Below are 21002 nucleotides of genomic sequence, written 5' to 3' on the forward strand. Positions count from 1 at the left end.
AACTCATTTTAAAACACTAAAATAGGATTTATTTTATTCATTTATTCAGTATTACTTAAATGTATTTTTTATCAGGTTGATTTATAGGAATATAAGTGTTAAATGATTACCTGTATTACGCTTATAGATGAGCATTTTTATTCCAAACTTTACTATAGTTTTACAAAACAAAAGCTAAAATATCAGTCATAATGTAATTCTATAATTTTTAACTTAATAAATAATACAAATTTACAATGAGAAAAATATTTATTTCAACTGCCATTTTTACGGTTTCTTTAATTTCTGCACAACATGTAGGAATAAATACTGTAAGTCCAGACGCTTCTTCTGTATTAGATGTAGTCTCATCCAATAAAGGATTTTTAGCACCAAGAATTAATCTTACTTCATCAACGATGGATCTGGATGGAGCATTGGGACAAGCTGCTGGTTTATTGGTTTACAATAGCGGAACCACTCTTTCTAAAGGATATTATTTTTGGAATGGATCAGAGTGGAGAATTATAGATAATTCTACTTCTGTAGCTCCCTCTGTTTCCAATATAGACTGTACAACTGCAATATTAAGTCCATCAATGTATACGACAGGAGTCCCTTTCACGGGTATTTTGAAGGTTTCATATGTTGGAGGAAATGGAGGAGCCTATCCTGGAGGTAGTCCTGTTACAGTAAATGGATTAAGTTTTCAATTACAGGCAGGAAAATTAGCAATCGGAGCTGGAGAACTCATATTTATTGTATCAGGAACGCCTACCATTACTTCTCCTACAACTACTACAATACCTATTAACAGCACCACAGTACCATTTTATACGGGAAGTTGCAATGCTACAGTAGGAGGACAAGATATTGCAGAAATAAAAATTGCAGCAACTATAGGACCACTAAAATTAACCAACGATCCTTCAACAGGTTATGATAGAATTCTGACTTCCCCTGATGGAAAATTTTCGGTAAGAGTGGTCGTTTCTAATACTCCTCCCAATAACGGATTTGATCTAGCAGATTTACAGATAAGAAGTAACACCGGTACTCCAACTATTATGTGGAATGGTGCAACTGAATATGTAACAAATGGCCAGATTGTATATGGTAATAATGGGATGACATTTCCGGCGCAAGGTGTTTGGTATGGAAACGGAGGAGGAAGTGGTACAAGTATGGGAGGAGCTATTACTGATGCATGGGGAGATCCGGATATTTATTTTGGTTCTCCGGAATACAGACGATATACCTGGACAACTACTAGTGCATCAGATCAAACTATGTATATTTTAACATTTATGATGGGAGCTGCAAATTTTGGGCCTGCAAATGCAACAAATTGTCCTGGAGGTACTTGTACGACAACAAAAGCCTTTCTTAGAATAGAGCAGGTACGTTCTACCAATTAAGCACAAATATTTATTATATCTTATGCCTTATTTGTTATTTTTTGACAAATAAGGCTTTCTAATGAATATTTATAAACTCAAAATCACACCATTATCTTTAAGCTGCTGAATTGGTTTTGAAAACCAGAATAATTCAAAATCTTCAAAATTTTCTTCAAACTGATTCTTAAGCTGTTGAGCTGTAACTTTTTTAGGGTTTTCTATAGAATTTTCTTCCAGCACTTTCATCAGCCATTCTGCTTTATCCTGCTCCAGATCTATCTTTACAATGTTGGTTTTTAAATGGAATGTAAGAAGCGTATATGCACCGGAGTATTTCTTTTTATTTTTTATGCGATTCTCAGCGATTACGTTTTTAGTCAGGAAAACAACCTTAGAGTTGCCTTTAAAGCCGAATTGGGTATCATCCAGAAGGCAGTCATGAATATAATCAGGATGAACTGTTGTTTTAGGAATTTTAAAATCAAACCATTCTTGAAGCGGAAATTCAAAATTGATTCCGTGCATATAATTAAAAAGAGATTTTTTCAATCCAAAGCTGAACTGGCTGTGATCGATTCCGGTTTTATCCTTAAAATCAATATCATTGTTGGCAAACAGAATTTTCTGCTTCAGAGGAGTCACTCCAAATTCCTCAGGATTTATTCCGACAGGTGAATGCGCTGTCATAGCAAACTGATGCCAGAAAGCACTTTGGAGAATTCCCATCTCAAACATCTGCCTTACCATTTCCAAAGAGTCTACTGTTTCCTGGACAGTCTGAGTAGGGTAGCCATACATCAGATAAGCGTGAATCATGATTCCGGCTTCCGTGAAATTTCTTGTTACCTTTGCAACTTGCTCTACAGAAATACCTTTATCTATCAATTGTAGCAACCGGTCGCTGGCCACTTCCAGCCCTCCGGAAACGGCAACGCATCCCGAAAGTTTTAACAGATAACATAAATCACGGGTGAAACTTTTCTCAAACCGGATATTGGTCCACCAGGTAACCACAAGATTTCTGCGAAGAATTTCCAATGCAACTTCCCGCATCAATGCCGGTGGTGCAGCTTCATCCACAAAATGGAATCCCGTTTCACCTGTTGTTTTAATGAGCTCCTCCATTCTGTCCACTAAAATTTTAGCAGAAATAGGCTCGTAGATTTTGATATAGTCCAGAGAAATATCGCAGAATGTACATTTTCCCCAGTAGCATCCGTGGGCCATGGTCAGTTTGTTCCATCTTCCGTCACTCCATAAACTGTGCATTGGGTTGGCAATTTCAATCACTGAAATATACTGGTCTAATTTTAAGTCTGTATAATCTGGTGTACCGATATCTGCCTGCTTATAATCGTGTCTTTTAGAATTATTTTTATAAGTAACCTCTTGATTTTCAATTAAAAATGTTCTCTTGTACTCTGCGATTTCTTCTGAAATATGCAAGTTGTTGTAAAGAAGCTCGAGAGGAAGCTCACCATCATCAAGAGTGATAAAATCAAAAAATTCAAAAACTCTCTGATCTTTTACTTCCCGCAATTCGGTATTGGGGAAACCGCCACCCATCGCAGTTTTAATGTGGGGATAGTTTTTTTTAATGAACTGGGCACATTTGAATCCGGCATACAGATTTCCTGGAAACGGGATTGAAAAGCATACCAATTTTGGTTGAACTAATTCTAATTTTTCCTGAAGAATTTTAAGGGTAAAGCTGTCAATAAAGGTTGGATTATTTGACAGTTTTGAATACAGCTCATCAAAAGAATTGGCACTTTTTCCGAGACGTTCTGCATATCTGCTGAATCCGAAATCCGAATCAATATTTTCAATAATATAATCAGAAAGATCTTCTAAATATAGGGTAGCCAGGTGCTTCGCCTTATCCTGAAGCCCCATATTACCAAATGCAAAATCCATATCATCCAGCTGGTTGAAACGGGAGGCTTCCGGCAGAAAATTCATGCTACAGATCTGTCTGGCCAGCGTAGGGGTTTTTCCCTGTAAAAAAGGAATCACCTGATCTATTGTTCTTAAATACTCTTCCCGTAATGCATAAATCCGTTGTGAATTTTCTGAGAGTTCCTGATGATTGATTTTTGTGCTGAAAATTTTCTCAAGTCCGTTTTTCGAAAATAACTCCAAAATAACATCAAGTCCCAGATCGGCTTGGTAGCTGGAAATATTTTTGGTATTCAGAAAGCCTTTTATATAAGCTGTTGCCGGATAAGGAGTATTGAGCTGGGTAAAAGGCGGAGTAATGAGAAGAAGATCTTTCAAACAGGAAATTTTTGCAAAGTTATTTTAAATTCATCTAAAATGAAAAAGCTAAGCAGGAAAGTTTAAAAGTATTTTTTAATTCTTTATAAAGCTTAGTGATTAGTGCTTAAGTTTCCAATGATAATAGGTACATTCTATCCCAAATAATCCGGAGTAGGTTTCAATATCAAGATAATTTCCTTTTCCAAATTTATGATACGTTTTGCGGTTTACATATATGGTAAGAGATTTTGGAGATTCTTTTAAATAATATGAATTCAAATATTCATAATTGTTTTTATATTTGGCAGGAATGTTATATTTCTTAACTTCAATAGTATTCATTTTTTCTTTTGGAATAACCTTAAACTGATAGTTCGTAATTTTATAGTAACCTTCTGAATCCCATTTTTCTTCTATAGGACTGGCTTTATCGGTAATAAAATATTCTTTCGATGATGGTTTGGAAAAATCAAAAGATATATTGACCGCTAAAAAGAACGGAATACAATAGTAACTCATTGTCTGTAGGATGTTCTGAGTGTTGCCTGAAATATCTTTACTTTTCGTTTTAATAAAAAAACTTACTATTACCGGTAAAAGGAATAAAATTAACTGGGTAATTAAACTGAAATGATACCATTCAAAAAATTTCCAAAGGATAAGGGCATATAAAACAGGGGTGGTAAGAAACAGAAGCTTATACCTAAGATACAGATCAATATTTTTCCTGTCAAAATCATTCATGAAAAATCTTATCCAGGGAATACAAAAAATGATCACGCATAGAAATCTAAACTGCCATGATACAGGTTCCGAAAACAACAAAGCTGTACATAAAAATATTCTTGTAATAAGAGAAAAAACGATCTTCGGAATAATTCGCATATTGTATTTGCTCATCAGTTTGTTGAGTAAATATAATATAAAAAATTGTTATAGAACAGTTAATTGTCAGCCAGTCACTTTATGTGAGCTGAGTAAGCTTCGACTTTCTGTTGTCTGCAATAACATTAAAGGTTACTCCTAAAAGGATAAGCGTAATACCGATGAGAAGATTTACCGTAAATTTTTCATGAAACATGAAGACACTTACCATCACTGCAACCACAGGTTCCAATGCTCCTAAAATAGCAGTTGGCGTGGACCCGATATATTTTATAGCATACACCAAACACAGACTTGAAATAACGGTGGTGAGAAAAGCAAAAACAATAAAATTTAAAAAGATGGATACGGAAGGGATGGCAAAAGATTCACCTTCAGCAGAAGCTTTTACCATAAAAAATGCTGAAGTACAAAGCATGGAGTAGAATGAGAGCTTGAATCCTGATACTTTAAGATCAGATTTATTAACGATCACCATATAAAGTGCATAAAATAATGAGCTCAGCATCACAATTCCAAGACCTGCAAAATTAATCTCCAGACCATTTTCTTTTAAGCATAAAACAATAACCCCTGCAAAAGCTAAAAACAGAGAGATTATAGAAAGTTTTGTGAGTTTTTCCCTATAAAAGAAAAACATGATCAAAGCTACAATAACCGGATAAATAAAAAGGACGGTAGAGGCAATCCCCGGGGTAAGAAAATCATACCCAATGAACAAAAATTCTGAAGAAAGGGCATAGCAGACTCCCAGAACAGCAAGGATAAGAGCTTCTTTTTTATTGATCCTGAAGCTTTCTCCGGAATACAGCAGATATCCGCCAACCATTGAGGCAGAAAACAAAAATCTATAGAACAGCGTAATATCCATAGAGAAATGGGCCTGCTTCAGCGGCAGGATGAAAATAGGGATCAGCCCGAATGAGACGGACGACAGTATGCCTAACAAATAACCCTTGAACTTCATTTTTAATCACAAATTTGATAGGATGAATATGTAATAAAAAAACCACTGAAATTTTCAGTGGTTTTTATCTTTTCATTAAATCGCCTTAAAACTTAAACCCTGCTCCTGCAGAAGTTTTTGTTCTTGCTCTTTATAGTAACCACTTACTAATTTATCATGAATGGCTTCAAACGCAGCTAATGTTTCATTAATTTCTGCATCCGTATGGGAAGCGGTAGGAATTAATCTCAACAGGATCATTCCCTTCGGAATAACCGGGTAAACCACTACAGAGGTGAAAATCCTGTAATTTTCTCTTAAATCTTTTACAAGAAGTGTGGCTTCCACCGGAGTTCCCTGCATCATTACTGGTGTTACGCAGGTGTTTGTATCTCCAATATTGAATCCTTTTTCTTTAAGTCCGCTTTGTAATTTATTTACATTTTCCCAAAGCTTGGCTTTAATTTCCGGTCTGGTTCTTAAAAGTTCCAGTCTTTTTAAACCTCCGATTACCATTGGCATTGTAAGAGATTTAGCAAAAATCTGAGATCTTAAGTTGAATTTCAAGTATCTGATGATTTCTTTATTTCCCGCAAGGAAAGCTCCGAAACCAGCCATAGATTTAGCAAAAGTAGAGAAGTATACATCAATCTGATCCTGGCATCCCTGCTCTTCACCAGCTCCGGCTCCTGTTTTTCCAAGAGTCCCGAATCCGTGTGCGTCATCTACTAAAAGTCTGAAGCTGTATTTAGATTTAAGATCGCAGATCTCTTTAAGTTTTCCCTGCTGACCTCTCATTCCGAAAACACCTTCCGTAATCACAAGAATACCACCTCCGGTTTCTTCCGCTACTTTGGTTGCTCTTTGAAGGTTTTTTTCAAGACTTTCAATATCATTATGTCTGTAGGTAAATCTTTTTCCGGAGTGAAGTCTTACACCGTCTACAATACAGGCATGCGAATCTACATCATATACGATCACATCGTTTCTGCTCACTAAAGCATCTATAGTAGAAACCATTCCCTGGTAGCCGAAATTCAATAAATATGCTGATTCTTTCTGTACAAAATCTGCCAGTTCTCTTTCCAGCTGAAGGTGTTGTTCTGTTTCACCGGACATTGCCCTGGCTCCCATAGGATAGAACATCCCATATTCTGCAGCGGCTTTAGCGTCAGCTTCCAGCACTTCGGGGTGGTTGCATAATCCTAAATAGTCATTAGCACTCCAGAAAATCACTTCTTTTCCCTGAAACTGCATTCTTGGGCCGATAGGTCCTTCTAATCTCGGGAAAATGAAATACCCTTCTCCGTAATCTGCAAACTGTCCAAGAGGTCCTGGATTTTCTTTTATTCTTTCAAAAATATCCAACATTTTGTATCGTAATTTTAAGTAAAAAAGCCTTTCCTGTAAAACACAAAAGGCTTGATTTGTATCGTGGTTTATTTAAATCTATTTAATGAATTCTGTCTTGAAAACTTCATCGTAATTGTGTACACAGTTATTTACAAAACCTTGTTCGGCCATCCATTTGTCACTGTATACCTTAGTAATATACCTTGATCCGTGATCAGGGTAGATCAGGACAATAATATCATCTTTGGTAAGCTCGTGAGACTGTGCATACTGAATCAGCGCCTGGGTTACGGCTCCCGTGGTATATCCTCCCATAATAGCTTCTTTAAGGGCTATTTCTCGGGTTCTGTAGGCAGACATTTCATCATTTACCCTTACAAACTCATCTACTTTATCAAAAAGCAGGGCAGCAGGGATCAAGTTTTTCCCCATTCCTTCAATCTGATAAGGATGAACATCTTCTTTATGGATTTCTCCTGTTTCGTGGTAGCTCTTCAGGATAGAACCATCAGCATCCACACCAATAATCTTGATATCCGGATTTTTTTCTTTTAAAAATTTACCCGAACCGGACAATGTTCCACCCGTTCCAGTGCAGGCGAAGAGGTGGGTAACCTTACCTTCTGTCTGCTCCCAAATTTCAGGACCGGTAGTCTGGTAGTGTGCATCAATATTCAATTCATTAAAATATTGATTGATGTAAACTGAATTTGGCGTTTCTGAAGCTATTCTTTTAGCTACTTCATAATAAGATCTGGGATCATCTGCAGCCACGTTGGCAGGACAAATGTATACCGTAGCCCCTAATGCTTTCAAATAGGCAATCTTTTCGGGCTTCGTTTTGTCGCTTACCGCCAGAATACATTTATATCCTTTAATAATACAGACCATCGCTATAGAAAATCCGGTGTTTCCTGAAGTAGTTTCTACAACTACAGAATCTTCCTTTAATAAACCTTTTTGTTCAGCATTTTCTATAATATGAAGTGCTATTCTATCTTTTGTGGAATGTCCAGGATTATATGATTCTAACTTGGCATAAACGGTTGCAGGAATATCTTTTGTAACAGTATTAAGCTTCACCATAGGAGTATTTCCTATTAGGCCAAGAATATTATCGTAAACATTACTCATTATTTGTTATTTTCAATAAAAATCTGACCGCAAAAATACAAAAAAATAAATAATTACTAAACTTTTGTTTGATTTCAAGCCAGCGATTCAGCAAAATTTATTTTTTGATTTGCAATCTTAGCTGAAGTACAATCGCAAATACTACGCCAAAATTTTTAAATTTTGTTAAAAACACCACAGAATGGTATAAAAGCCTTATTTTCGCGTAATTGATTTAATACTATGAAAAATTGGACTTTTAGGCAATGGAACACCGTTTTAGGATGGGTGATTTTCGTCATTGCATTTTTCACGTACTTGTCGACCATAGAACCCAATTTCAGTTTCTGGGACTGCGGCGAGTATATTTCCTCAGCTGTAAAACTTGAAGTAACGCATGCTCCCGGAGCCGCTTTATTCCAGATTGTGGGTGCCGTGGCAGCCATTTTTGCTTTAGGGAAAGGTGAAAATTATTCTATCGTAATTAATGCGATGTCTGCATTGTTTAGTGCGCTGACGATTTTATTTTTATTCTGGACGATTACCCATTTTGTAAGACGGCTGCTGAACAAGGATTTTGATGAAATTACAAAACACCAGGAAATCTCCATCCTTTTTGCAGGAGCTGTAGGAGCATTATGCTTTACTTTTTCAGATACTTTCTGGTTTTCTGCTGTAGAAGGAGAGGTATATTCTATGGCTTCTATGTTTATTGCTTTACTCGTTTGGCTCATTACCAAATGGGAAAATGAATACCTGGCGAAAGACAGTGAAAGATGGATCATCCTTATTTTCTTTGTATTAGGACTTTCAGTAGGGGTTCATATGATGGGGATGCTTGCAGTTCCGGCGGTATGTCTGGTATACTATGCAAGAAATTATAAATTTACTTGGAAAAACTTTATCTGGGCCAACGCAATCACACTGGGAATCCTGATCATTGTTTTCAAAATTATCTTCCCATTGATCATGACGATGTTCGGAAGACTGGAAATATTCTTTGTGAACGGGCTTGGACTTCCTTTCCATTCAGGAACGATAGTAGCATTTATTCTGATGGTTGTAATATCTTATCTCCTGATTAAATATGCCAGAAGAGCAAAGAAAAATATATATCAGACGGCTGCATTGTCAGTGGTTTATATGATCATTGGATTCTCATGCTGGATGGTTATTCCTATCAGAGCGAATGCGAATCCACCGATGAACCTTAATGATCCTGATACTGCCATTGGTATGCTGGACTATTATAACAGGGAGCAGTACGGTGATTGGCCGACTATCTACGGTCAAAACTATACCGCTTTCCTTGATGCTAACGGAATTGAGAAAAATGAAGACGGAAGCTTCAAAACGAAGAAAACCGGAGAAATCTATGAAAAAGATGAAAAAACCGGAACTTACAGAAAAACCGGGGACCGGTTCAATTATACATTCAGCCAGTCTCAGATCAGCTTAATGCCAAGAATGTTTAATGAAGATAAAGACGTAATGGCAAACTACATTTCTATGTACGGAGCTCCTGACTTTACCTTCAATTATGCCAATGAAGATGTAGCAGACAATCCTGAGGCAAAACAGATCTTTGATGAACTGAGAGCAAAATATGAAGACAAATCCATTACGGCAGCTGATTACCTGAAAGTGAAACCTTACAACCTGATCAATGTTCAGAAGCCTTCACTGGCTCAGAATATGGACTATTTCATTACATTCCAGAATGGGTATTATTTTGTAAGATACCTGATGTGGAACTTCGTGGGAAGACAAAATGATCTTGAAGGAAATATGGAAAACACTAAAGGAAACTGGATCTCCGGAATTCCTTTCATCGATAATGCACTGCTTGGAAACCAGGATAAAATGCCTGCAAAATTCAAGAATGAAAGTACGGTTAAATTCTTCTTTTTACCCTTAATCTTAGGGTTGATCGGTTTCTTTTTCCAGCTTAACAGGGACTTTGGAAGATTCTATGCACTGCTTTCATTATTTATTTTAACAAGTGTCGGAATTATTTTCTACACAGGCGTGAAACCTTTCGAACCGAGAGAAAGAGATTATGCGATGGTGGGGTCCTTTTATGCATTTGCAATATGGATTGGCCTTGGAGCCGGAGCTATCTTATGGTTTATCCAGTCTAAGATAAAATCAAACGGAGCAAACATCGCTTTAGGAGTAGTTTTATTGGGTGTCCCTTTTATGATGGGTTTCCAGAACTATAATGTACACGACAGAAGCAACAGATATACCGCTTATGATTATGCCTATTCAGTATTAAAATCACTTCCTAAAAACGATATTTTATTCGTTTATGGAGATAATGACACGTACCCGGTATGGGCTATCCAGGAAACGGAAAGATTCAGAGATGATGTGAAGGTGGTTAACTTTACCCTTGCTTCAACTCCGTGGAACCTAGATCAGGTAAAGAGAAAAACATATAATGCAGCAGGAATTCCAAGTGAACTGACTCACGAGGACTACAGAGACGGTGTAAACGACCAGATCTACATGATGAAGAAAGAAGACTGGGAAGGAGTTTTCTCTATGCTGAAAGAACAGGGTGTCCCTGATACACAATTCGGAGCTTTCAGAAAATACCTTACACAGGATTCACTGACATTGAAAGAGGCTGTTGACTTTATCAAATTCAAATCTCCCGAAAAAGATGAGCTTTTAAAAATGTACTTCGGGGAAGAAAAGTTTGAGAAATATAATATTCTTCCGGTAAACAAGTTCATTCTTCCGGTTAACAAAGAAAATGCATTAAAAGCAGGAATTATCACCCAGGCGGATCTTCCGGATGTAGTGAACCAGATCATGATTACCTACAAAGGAAACACGCTATATAAAAATAACCTGATCATGCTGGATATGCTGGCCAATTTCGACTGGAAGCGTCCTATTAGCTTCTCATCAGGAGGAATTTATGACAGTGAAAATATTTTCTACCTGAATGAATACCTTCAGTTTGATGGATTCAGCTATAGATTAGTTCCTATCCATACCAAGGAGAACGCAGATGGAGATATGGGAAGAGTGGATACTAATTCTTTATATAATGTTGTGAAGAACTTCAGATGGGGGAATTTTAAAGACCTGAATACTCATTTTGATGAAACTGCTACTTCGAACATTATGAGCTACAGAATGTCAGCAAGCAGAGCAGCTTCAGCATTGGCGTTAAAAGGACAGAAAGCTAAAGCTATAGAATTATTAGACCTTGCCTCAAAAGAAATTCCTGCTGAGAAATTTAATGATCCACGTTCATTAAGCTCTATGGTCACCGGATATATCATTGCAGGACAGGAGAAAAAAGGTCTGCAGCTGGCAGAAATCCTGAAAAAAGGTATTTTTGAAGAGTACGATTACTATCTGAGTCTTTCACCGGCTGATCAAAATTTTGCAAGAAGACAGATGAGATCCAAACCAATGGAATATTCTCTTGTGGTAGCTGCTGTTACAGATGCTTATAAGAAATTGGGACAGGATGAAAAGGCATATGCTTACCTGGTAAAATCTATAGAACCGATTGATAAGAAGTTCAACACTTTCCTCAAAGATCTTCAGCAGATGGGTAAAGAAAAGGCAAGGAAAGAATCTGAAAATATCCAGAAGATTTCACCTTTTTACCAGTATTTGTTCGATGTGATGGAACCTTTTGATTCTACCTATTCAAAAGAAAAAGAGGAGCAGATCACTACAGCAATTATTAAAGCAACACAATAAAAAAATATTAATAAAATATTTTAAAAAACGGGACTTTTAGTTCCGTTTTTTTTTGTCATTGGATTCATAAATTTAAGATTATATTTGTGATATTAAAAATGCGTGATGGCTCAAAATAATAGACTCCCAATCTATGCCGTGATTTTTACGGTTGTTTTTAAACTTCTTTTTTTATTGACTCACTATATTCAGGAAGATGCATTCATTACCTGGAGGGTAGCCCAAAACCTGTTAGATTATGGTGTAATAGGTTTCAACGGAGAGACCAAAATTTCAGCTTCTACCACACATCTGTATGTTTTTGTGTCTTATATATTCAATCTGATCTTAGGAAAAGAATATTTTATTGAACCCCTGTTGACCTTCAATTCCATACTTTTTACCATAGGAACATTGCTTCTTGCGCATCTGACCCTTAAGAATGCGTGGCATAAAGCTATTTTTATATTTTTAATCGGAATATTGCCGCCTTCCATTAAAATTTCTATTCTTGGAATGGAATACGGGATACTTTTCTTTCTGGAAATGGCGCTTCTGTATTACGGTTTCAGTAAAAACAAAAGATGGGCACTGATTCTTTTGCCGGTTTTGATTATGTTTACAAGGATTGATACGGTTATTTTTCTTGGAATTGTATTTCTTGTCGATATTTTTTGGAACAGAAAAATCAGATGGCAATATGTCTTTGGAGGAATGTTAGGTGTTTTATCTGTATTGTCTTTTAACTGGCTGTATTTTGGAGAGCTGGTTAATAATACCATTGTGGCCAAAAAACTTCTTTATGAACATGATTTTACTTTTGCACAAAACCTCAATTACTTTCTGGTAAGCTTCGGCAATTTCTGGGGAATGCTAAAACTTCCCGGAAACTTCAATCCGGTAACCATCATTATACTAATCTTTGAGTTGCTGTGCTTTATTTATCTTGTAAGACAGAGAGAAAAGAGGAATTATTTCTTATGGATGATTTTTATTTTCGGTTGGGTAAAGCAAATTATTTTTATCTCCCAAAAAAGCTTATTTGACTGGTACTATTGGGTGCCACAGCTGTTGCTTTTTGTTCCCATTCTTATTTTTGTTTTGGAGCAGAAAGAGAGGAGAAATGTATGGCTATCCTTATTAGTAGTATTTTATATAGTTCCAATGCTGGCTTTCCAAACTATGCATGCCATTGCCACAGGACATGGAGAGTGGAATTACCGCAGAGAGATAGGACTGTTTTTGGATACTTTCGAGAAAGATAAAAGCCAGTGGATACTTTTGGAACCTGCGGGCTATGTACCTTATTTTTCAGGATTAAAAACGATTGATGAAGTAGGATTGGTAGACAAGCAGATCCAGACGGAAATAAAAAAAGACAAAGCCCATTACTGGATCAATACCGTAAAAAGCAGGAAACCAAAATATCTTCTTTCCTACAAGAACTTATTTAAAGGAAATGATGCTGTGTACTACCAGACACATTATAAGCTAATGAAAGAATTCAGGATAAAAGACAATCTGAAAAGCGATAATCCTATCCTGGAAAAGATTTATCATCTTAAGCCATCCGGAACGGATTATAATTTATATATTAAGAATGATTAAAAGATTGAATAATTTAAAGATTGATGGAAAAGAGGGAAGAAGTACAAACTCTTATACCTTAAAACCCTGCAACCTAATACTTATCTAATTCCTAAAAATATGAAATACTGTGCTTTTCTCCGTGGTGTCAACGTAAAAGGAACCAATATGAAAATGGCTGATGTATGCCAGGTTTTTAAAGACGCCGGAATGTTGGATGTAAGTTCAATATTAGCCTCGGGAAATATTGTATTCACTTCTGATAAAAACACAGAAGATTTAAAGAAAATTTTAGAAAAAGCAATGTCTGATCGTTTTTCTTACGACGCTTTCTTATTCATAAAATCGCAGGAAGAAACACAGGTTTTCTGGAACAGCATTCCTTTTGAGAAAAAGGATGATCTGCATATCTATGCTTTTGTAGGAAATCCGGGAATAGAAAATGTTTTGATGACAGAATTCGAAGCTGCTTCCAAAACTGAAAACGAGAAAGCGGAGATTGTTGGAGAAATATTTTACTGGCAGGTCCCGAAAGGAAATACTTTAGATTCTTCTTTTGGTAAAATTCTGGGAAAGAAAAGCCTTAAAGATCAATTCACCAGCCGCAACATTAATACTTTCGAAAAGATTTTGAAAAAAATGGGAGTATAAAAATAACAGGCTCCATATTATCTTAATGAAACCTGCTTTTAAGATTTAAAAAGTATTTGAATGGAGCCGGATTATCTTCTCTGCTCCAAACGTTCTAAAGATTCATTATTTTTCTGTTGAAACTGAAAATTTTGGAAATCCTTATTGTCAGAAGTTTCAAGGTTGAAACTTTTCAATACGGCTACTGCTGCTTTTAAATTCTTACCTTCAAAATCCAGGACATGGCCGCCCTGCTTTCCATCTGATGAGATAAAATGGAAATGAAAACCTTTGACGTTGATCCCGTTTAAATATTCAGGAAGATAAAAACCAACCAGAGTACCTTCGGTATCCGAAAAGTCAAATATTTTTTGTTTATCAGCAATAGAAGTTAAAGCAGGAAACGGTTCTTTTTCCACAGGAGGGAAAGCTCTGGTTTTCACATGGGTAAATTTCCCCGTTATTTTTACGGCAAACATTGAATTTTTATGTGAAAGAATATTACTTATTTCCCGTAAAGCCGATTGATAATCTACTTTATTTTTAATGGTGAAAATATGATCCGGTTTGAAGAAAGTAACAAAAATCAAAGATGTTTTAAACTGGTCGCCGGGTGTAATAGTCAGGCCTGTAGCCTTCGTTTGATATACTTTTCCATCCAATATCGTAAGCTCTCCGTCCAGCATATCAGGTGCTCCCAATCCAAAATCACCTTTTGATTTCAAATCTTCCAGAGAAAGTGTTCCCTTGTAAAGCCCGCCTATAAATGCCTCTGCAATCCCATACTGGTACAGGTGATTGTGTTTTAATGATTCCATTGTGTGATCTGTTGCTGGATTTTTGAGTAAAGAATTGCTGTGATCCGTCTGCTGGGCATTGAAGTGATTACTTGCTGCCCATAAAATGAAATAAAAGATATTTTTCATTTTTATCGTTGTCCTCCAATGGCTAAACCTCCGTCTACCAGAATACTTTCGCCCATTATAAAAGAAGCTGCAGGGCTGCTGAGCCACAAAACCAGTTCCGCCACTTCTTCAGGAGCTGCAAAACGTCCTATCGGAGCATGCTTTTTAAATGGTTCTATTGCTTCGTCAGCATTGTCTCCCGGAAAAAATCTGTCAAACATGGGAGTACGGATATATCCCGGCTGGATACTGTTGATCCGTATACCTTCAGATGCCGTTTCAATGGTCAGGGCTTTTGTTAGCTCATCTATTGCAGCTTTACTTGCTGAATAAATGGCTGAACCGGAAGATGCTCCTCTGGCCAGCCATGAAGAAGTATTGACAATTGTTCCGCCGGTTCCCTGCTTTTTAAACTGTTCAATTTCATATTTGCAGGCCAGCCATACGCCTTTTGTATTGATGTTCATAACCCTGTCATATTCCTCTTCAGAGGTATTGTCAATCGTTGAAAACTGCCCCTCAATTCCGGCATTATTGAATGCTACATCCAATTTTCCGAAATGTCTGACGGTTTCATTAATCAGATGCTGAACCTGATCGCTCTTTGAAACATCTGTCTGTACAAAATGTATTTTGTGATCTATTGAGCGCAGTTTTTCTATAGCCGCATTTCCCTGTTCCTCTCTACGGCCGACAATAACGACCTGTGCACCATTTTTTAAAAATAATTCCGCAGCAGCCAGCCCAATGCCTGTAGTACCTCCCGTAATGAGTGCTGTTTTTCCTTGAAAAGTTGGATGTGTCATAATTTGTTATTTAGATGACACAAAGTTCGGCGGTACTGGAATAAAATAGTTATGCAGAACAAATCAAAGGTTATGATTTGGAAAGGATTCTTTTTCTGAACTGATTAGGAGAATCTCCCGTCTTTTTCTTGAAGGAAATAATAAAATTGGAAGAATGCTCAAACCCCAGGCAATAAGCAATTTCATTGACACTCCAATTGCTGAACTGGAGTAAAGATTTTGCTTCCTTCATGATCCGTCCGGCAATCCATTCTGAGGTAGTTTTACCTGTTGCTTCTTTAAGTGCTTTATTCAGATGGTTAGTATGTATGTTCAGCTGGGTAGCAAATTCATTTGCATTTTTTAGTAGCATGACATTATCCAAACTAACCGGGAACTGATGGTCCAGAAGTTCTAAAAATAACATACTGATGCGTTCGGAAGCATTCGAATGTTGAGCATACGTTTGAGGTGGGTGTATCTTCATTGCCTCATGCATAATGATCTGTATGTAATTTCTGAGGAGGCTGTACTTATTATCATAATTCGACTGAGCCTCATTCAGCATGTTTTCATATACATTTTTCAACAGTTGTATGCTGGCTTCATCAGGAAAAAACACATGATCTCCTCCTGCTTTAAATAAAACCGATTGAGACAGACTCTCATTTTTAAGTTCAGAGCTTACAAATTCTTCTGTAAAAAGACAGAAATAGCCGGTCTGTACTGAAGAGGTAGGCTCCCAGGAATAAGGGACCAACGGGTTGAGAAATACAATCGAAGGCTTATCAATTTTGATGAATTTATCAGCATAACTTAATATGCCTGTTCCTTTGCACATCATGGATACTTTATAAAAATCTCTGCGGTAAACAGGTTTTAAGTTCTTGCTGCATTCAAAATCCTCTCTGCGGTATACATTGCAGTGAGCATCCTGATCATGTTCTTTTCCGTGCAGAATATAAAATTCTTCCAAAGTTTCTCTCGGTTTCATAGTATAAAGTTATAAAATAATAAAACATAAGCAGGACAATTTCAAGTAGATGAATAATTAAAATTTCGTCCTAATTCTAGGAATGGTTAAAGCTTTCAAATAATTTCCGATTCTGAAACTTTATAAGTATTTTTACTGAACTTTTTAATTTACATAAAAATGATCCAGTATTTAGATAATATTCATCACAAAGATTCAAAAAACTTTTTCCTTATTGCCGGTCCATGCATCATTGAAGGCGAAGATATGGCATTGAGAATAGCAGAAAAAGTAATAAGCTTAACAGACAAATACAATATCCCGTATATTTTTAAAGGTAGCTTTAAAAAAGCAAATAGAAGCCGTGTAGATTCTTTCACAACTATTGGTGAAGAAAAATCTCTGGAAATTCTTAGAAAAGTAGGAGAGACCTTTAATATTCCTACTACAACAGATATTCATGAAAATGAGCATGCTGCGCTGGCTGCACAGTACGTTGATGTACTCCAGATTCCTGCATTTTTAGTACGCCAGACCGACCTTTTAGTGGCTGCGGCAGAAACCGGAAAATGTGTGACCCTGAAAAAAGGGCAGTTCCTTTCTCCTGAATCTATGAAATTTGCTGTTCAGAAAATTACAGACTCCAATAACCAGAAAGTGGCTATTATTGAAAGAGGAAATTCCTTCGGATATACGGACCTGATTGTAGATTACAGAGGTATTCCTACCATGAGACAGTATGCACCGGTTATCCTGGACGTTACCCATTCATTGCAACAGCCTAACCAGAGTTCCGGAGTTACAGGTGGAAGACCCGATCTTATAGAAACGGTAGCCAAAGCAGGGATTGCTGTAGGAGCAGACGGAATCTTTATTGAGACCCATCCTACACCGGAAACCGCTTTGTCAGACGGAGCCAACATGTTAAGATTAGATTTATTGGAAGATTTGTTACAGAAATTAACAAGAATTAGAGAATCGATTTTGTAATTGTTAAAAAATCCCTATTTTTAGAAATTCTTAAAATATTTCTTTTGAAAAAACTAGTTTTACCACTAAGCCTTATGGTTCCCGTGCTTATTTTCTCTCAAAACAGAAAAAAAGATACTGCGGATAGAGTAACCGATATTGAGGAAGTCGTTTTCCAGAAAAAAGTGATCGGGAAAACAAATGACATTACCAATGTAAAAATCTCCGCAAAAGATGCAAAAGGAATCGCTACCATAGGGGGAGGAATTGAAGGTCTTCTTAAAACCCTTCCTTCCGTAAACTCTAATACCGAATTGTCTTCCCAATATATGGTACGTGGCGGAAACTATGATGAAAACCTTATCTACATCAATGATATTGAGATCTACAGACCTTTTCTGATCAGAAATTCACAGCAGGAAGGGATGAGTATCATCAATCCTGATATGGTTTCGACGGTCAATTTCTCTGCCGGAGGATTCGAGCCGAAATACGGCGATAAAATGTCTTCAGCACTGAATATTTACTACCGCGAACCTGAAAAATTTGAACTTTCAGGAGAAGCAAGTTTGATTGGCGGAAGATTAACAGCCGGTTTGGCTTCTAAGAATAAAAAACTGACTGCTTTATTTTCAGGAAGATACAGAAATACTAACCTTGTCCTGAATACCCTGAATGAGGATACGGATTTTAACCCTACCTATTGGGATTTCCAGTCTTATATCAACTATCATCTCAACGATAAATTCTCCATGTCATTCATTGGGTATTACTCTAAGAATGATTATGAAATGGTTCCAAAAGCCAAGAGCGTCACTTTTGGAAGCCTTCAGCAGCCAATTACGGTAAACATTGGTTATGGTGGAAGGGAGCAGGATATGTACAAAAATATGATGGGAACTTTTTCCCTGAACTATAAGCCTTCGGACCAATGGAAATTTACATTGGACAGTTTTGCGTATCAGAACAGAGAAAAAGAATATTATTCTATTGCTTCAAGCTATGAGATCCAGACTTTTGATATTGTGACAGGAGCACCCAACCCTTCTTTTGATGGTGGCGGGCAGATAGAACATGCGAGGAATGACCTGTTTGTAAGAACTTACGGAACACAGTTCAGAGCAAAATTTTCTCCGAATATTAATACCGACATTGAAGTCGGATTTAAATACGAAAAAGAAAACCTGAATGACAATACCAACGAATGGAAGTTGGTAGACAATGCAGGATACAGTATTCCGCGTCCTATTGATGATCCCCGGACAGGAGAATCGGGAGATCTGGAGCTGTTTTACCAGATTGCAGGGAAAAATAAAATAGAACCTTCAAGACTGTCTGCTTATGCACAGTATTCCCAGAAATTTTACTGGGGAGCCAGCAAAGTATTCCTTAATGCCGGAGCCAGAGTTTCAAACTGGAGCTTCAATAAAGAAACGATCTTTTCACCAAGATTTCAGTTTGCGATAAAGCCTGACTGGGATACGGATATGCTTTTCAAACTTTCCGGAGGGATCTATTACCAGGCTCCTTTCTACAAAGAGATCAAAGATCTTGACGGAAATTTCAATTCCGACATAAAATCTCAGCGTTCCATACAGTTAATTCTTGCCAACGACTATGAGTTCTACATGTATGACAGACCATTTAAGCTGACTACAGAAGCCTATTATAAGAAAATGGATGATCTGATTCCTTATTATATGGATAATGTAAGAATCCGCTATTCAGGAAAAAATAATGCTTCAGGATATGCCTATGGAATTGATACCAGGTTATTCGGGGAATTTGTTCCGGGTGTAGATTCGTGGCTATCTGCAAGTTATGCTAGGGTATACGAAAATATTGACGGAAGAGGAAATATTCCGAGACCTACCGATCAGAGATTCAGATTTGCGATGTTCTATCAGGATTATATGCCTAAATTTCCATCGATGCGTGTCAACCTTACCTTGGTATATGCTATGGGACTTCCGAACGGCGCACCTGTTTTTACCGATCCTTACCAGTACCAGAAAACATTACCTGCTTATAAAAGAGTGGATTTAGGACTTTCAAAAGTATTCATTGATTCCAAAGACAAGAAAAAACGTTCCGGTTTCTGGGGTAATTTTGAAGAATTAACCTTAGGGGTTCAGGTTTTCAATGCATTTAACATTAATAATACCGTTGCCAATCAATGGATCACAGATTATAATTCAAGTGTAATGTATCCAGTCCCGGTACGTCTTACAGGACGTTTCTTTAATGTAAAACTTGAATTCAAACTGTAGAATAGAGGTTAGAAGTTAGATTTTAGAAATTAGAATTTGCTAAACAATTAAAATCTGATCAATCTGTAAAATCAGTGAGAGTAAAAAATAAAAAAGGCTTCTGAATATTCAGAAGCTTTTTTATTAAGCAGAATTTTATAACAAGTATACAGAATTTTATAACAGTGGTGTCCGGGATATTTTTACCTTTGTCTTATCAATGAAAAAGATTCTTGCCATATTGTTTTCGATTTTCTACTTTGGATTCTTTTCCGGAGCAGCTTTCAGCGTACATTTCTGTATGGAGGAATTTGTTTCTGTAAGCCAGAAAACCTCAGATATTTGTGGCAAATGTGGTGTCAAAGAAAAAAAAGGATGCTGTAAAACTGAAATTAAGGTCGTAAAAGTAGATGATTCTCAGAAATCTGATCTGCTGATGATTAATTTTTTAAGTCAGATTGTTCCGGATTTACCACAACACCAGTTTTTCTTTGTTGACAAATCTTTTTCGACTACAAAATTTACCCAGATAAGAATCAACGGGCCACCTGAATACAGGCCTGTTCCTATCTATATCAATCATTGTAATTTTAGAATTTAAGATCCGTCTGTTGTCTGGTATGAATCAGATGATCATTCCTTCGTAGACAACACGGCTCAACGCATCATGCGTTTCAATTATTCTTTATTAAAAATTAATTCTAAAATTTAAAACAATGAAAAAGTATATCATTACAGCAGCATTATCTTTATTCTCAATCATTTCACTTTCTGCACAGTCTAAAAAAGACGCTCAGGTTACAAAACTGTATCAGAGTTATATTGCCATTAAATCAGCTTTGGCTTCCGACGATGCGGATAAAACCTCAAAAGCAGCGGCAGAATTTATCAAAACAGCCTCAGCAGTTGATTATAAAATGGTTTCTGAAGGTAACCTTAATATTTTAAGAAAAGATGCCACAGTAATCTCTGATGCCCGAAATATTACAGCGCAGAGAGAAACCTTTTCCAACCTTTCTGAGAATATGATTGCTTTAACAAAAGAATTTAAGCTTTCAGAAAAACCGGTTTACGTACAATATTGCCCAATGGCTGATTCCAGTTGGTTAAGCGATGAAAAACAAATCGTTAATCCTTACTACGGAAAATCTATGCTTTCTTGCGGAAGTGTAAAGTCAGAAATAAAATAATTATTGTATTTAATTCTAAAACAATAGGTTGTATATCTTAAGTTATATTTTACTTTAATTTATGCATCTTT

Annotated in this window: 16 protein-coding genes; 8 read left to right on the forward strand and 8 right to left on the reverse strand. The window is 36.7% G+C overall.

Annotation, left to right across the window (positions count from 1 at the left end; all coding sequences use genetic code 11):
- Nucleotides 1–236 precede the first annotated feature (236 nt).
- Entirely contained in the window at nucleotides 237–1397 is a 1161-nt protein-coding gene (locus V6R96_RS08840; RefSeq protein WP_111961058.1) for a hypothetical protein, read from the forward strand.
- A gap of 69 nt (nucleotides 1398–1466) precedes the next feature.
- Here the strand turns inward: V6R96_RS08840 and V6R96_RS08845 are convergent, their stop codons facing one another.
- From V6R96_RS08845 to V6R96_RS08865, 5 genes are all read right to left on the reverse strand, one after another.
- Nucleotides 1467–3656 (reverse strand): radical SAM protein, encoded by a 2190-nt coding sequence (locus V6R96_RS08845; RefSeq protein WP_336378678.1) that lies wholly within the window; start codon nucleotides 3654–3656, stop codon nucleotides 1467–1469.
- Nucleotides 3657–3755: 99 nt separating this feature from the next.
- Nucleotides 3756–4538, reverse strand: a complete 783-nt coding sequence (locus V6R96_RS08850) for a hypothetical protein (protein ID WP_336389748.1) — start codon at nucleotides 4536–4538, stop codon at nucleotides 3756–3758.
- A 64-nt stretch (nucleotides 4539–4602) separates the two neighbouring features.
- Nucleotides 4603–5490: an EamA family transporter gene (locus tag V6R96_RS08855; protein ID WP_336378680.1), complete on the reverse strand. Its 888-nt coding sequence runs from the start codon at nucleotides 5488–5490 to the stop codon at nucleotides 4603–4605.
- Nucleotides 5491–5565: 75 nt separating this feature from the next.
- Nucleotides 5566–6837, reverse strand: a complete 1272-nt coding sequence (locus V6R96_RS08860) for a pyridoxal phosphate-dependent aminotransferase family protein (RefSeq protein WP_174772319.1) — start codon at nucleotides 6835–6837, stop codon at nucleotides 5566–5568.
- Nucleotides 6838–6918: 81 nt separating this feature from the next.
- The gene (locus tag V6R96_RS08865) at nucleotides 6919–7956 is read right to left on the reverse strand and encodes a PLP-dependent cysteine synthase family protein (protein ID WP_111961053.1); all 1038 of its coding nucleotides are present in this window, start codon (nucleotides 7954–7956) and stop codon (nucleotides 6919–6921) included.
- Nucleotides 7957–8178: 222 nt separating this feature from the next.
- Here V6R96_RS08865 and V6R96_RS08870 point away from each other — a divergent pair, with 222 nt between their 5' ends.
- The 3 genes from V6R96_RS08870 (at nucleotide 8179) to V6R96_RS08880 (ending at nucleotide 13881) form a co-directional block, all read left to right on the forward strand.
- Entirely contained in the window at nucleotides 8179–11664 is a 3486-nt protein-coding gene (locus V6R96_RS08870) for a DUF2723 domain-containing protein (RefSeq protein WP_336378681.1), read from the forward strand.
- 105 nt (nucleotides 11665–11769) lie between these two features.
- Complete coding sequence (locus V6R96_RS08875; RefSeq protein WP_111960974.1) at nucleotides 11770–13251, forward strand: hypothetical protein; 1482 nt, start codon at nucleotides 11770–11772, stop codon at nucleotides 13249–13251.
- Between the two features lie 99 nt (nucleotides 13252–13350).
- Nucleotides 13351–13881 (forward strand): DUF1697 domain-containing protein, encoded by a 531-nt coding sequence (locus tag V6R96_RS08880; protein ID WP_336378682.1) that lies wholly within the window; start codon nucleotides 13351–13353, stop codon nucleotides 13879–13881.
- 71 nt (nucleotides 13882–13952) lie between these two features.
- Here V6R96_RS08880 and budA read toward each other — a convergent pair whose 3' ends face one another.
- The 3 genes from budA to V6R96_RS08895 all read right to left on the reverse strand — a co-directional run bounded on the left by budA (nucleotide 13953) and on the right by V6R96_RS08895 (nucleotide 16544).
- Nucleotides 13953–14786 carry an acetolactate decarboxylase gene (budA, locus tag V6R96_RS08885; RefSeq protein ID WP_336378683.1) on the reverse strand — a complete coding sequence of 278 codons (834 nt, stop codon included), beginning with the start codon at nucleotides 14784–14786 and terminating at the stop codon, nucleotides 13953–13955.
- A 2-nt stretch (nucleotides 14787–14788) separates the two neighbouring features.
- The gene (locus V6R96_RS08890; protein ID WP_336378684.1) at nucleotides 14789–15571 is read right to left on the reverse strand and encodes a glucose 1-dehydrogenase; all 783 of its coding nucleotides are present in this window, start codon (nucleotides 15569–15571) and stop codon (nucleotides 14789–14791) included.
- A gap of 70 nt (nucleotides 15572–15641) precedes the next feature.
- Entirely contained in the window at nucleotides 15642–16544 is a 903-nt protein-coding gene (locus tag V6R96_RS08895) for an AraC family transcriptional regulator (protein WP_336378685.1), read from the reverse strand.
- Between the two features lie 159 nt (nucleotides 16545–16703).
- Between V6R96_RS08895 and kdsA the strand changes: the two genes are divergently transcribed.
- The 4 genes from kdsA to V6R96_RS08915 all read left to right on the forward strand — a co-directional run bounded on the left by kdsA (nucleotide 16704) and on the right by V6R96_RS08915 (nucleotide 20931).
- A complete protein-coding gene (gene kdsA / locus V6R96_RS08900) occupies nucleotides 16704–17513 on the forward strand; it encodes a 3-deoxy-8-phosphooctulonate synthase (protein ID WP_111960978.1) in 810 nt (269 codons plus the stop codon).
- A 44-nt stretch (nucleotides 17514–17557) separates the two neighbouring features.
- Complete coding sequence (locus V6R96_RS08905; protein ID WP_111960979.1) at nucleotides 17558–19762, forward strand: TonB-dependent siderophore receptor; 2205 nt, start codon at nucleotides 17558–17560, stop codon at nucleotides 19760–19762.
- A gap of 199 nt (nucleotides 19763–19961) precedes the next feature.
- Entirely contained in the window at nucleotides 19962–20342 is a 381-nt protein-coding gene (locus V6R96_RS08910; protein ID WP_336378686.1) for an HYC_CC_PP family protein, read from the forward strand.
- A 115-nt stretch (nucleotides 20343–20457) separates the two neighbouring features.
- On the forward strand, nucleotides 20458–20931 hold the full coding sequence (locus tag V6R96_RS08915) for a DUF3347 domain-containing protein (RefSeq protein ID WP_336378687.1): 474 nt from the start codon (nucleotides 20458–20460) through the stop codon (nucleotides 20929–20931).
- The last annotated feature ends 71 nt before the right edge of the window (nucleotides 20932–21002 follow it).

Origin of the sequence: Chryseobacterium sp. CCNWLW53 (genome assembly GCF_037083525.1) — a bacterium.
Taxonomy (GTDB): Bacteria; Bacteroidota; Bacteroidia; order Flavobacteriales; family Weeksellaceae; genus Chryseobacterium; species Chryseobacterium lathyri.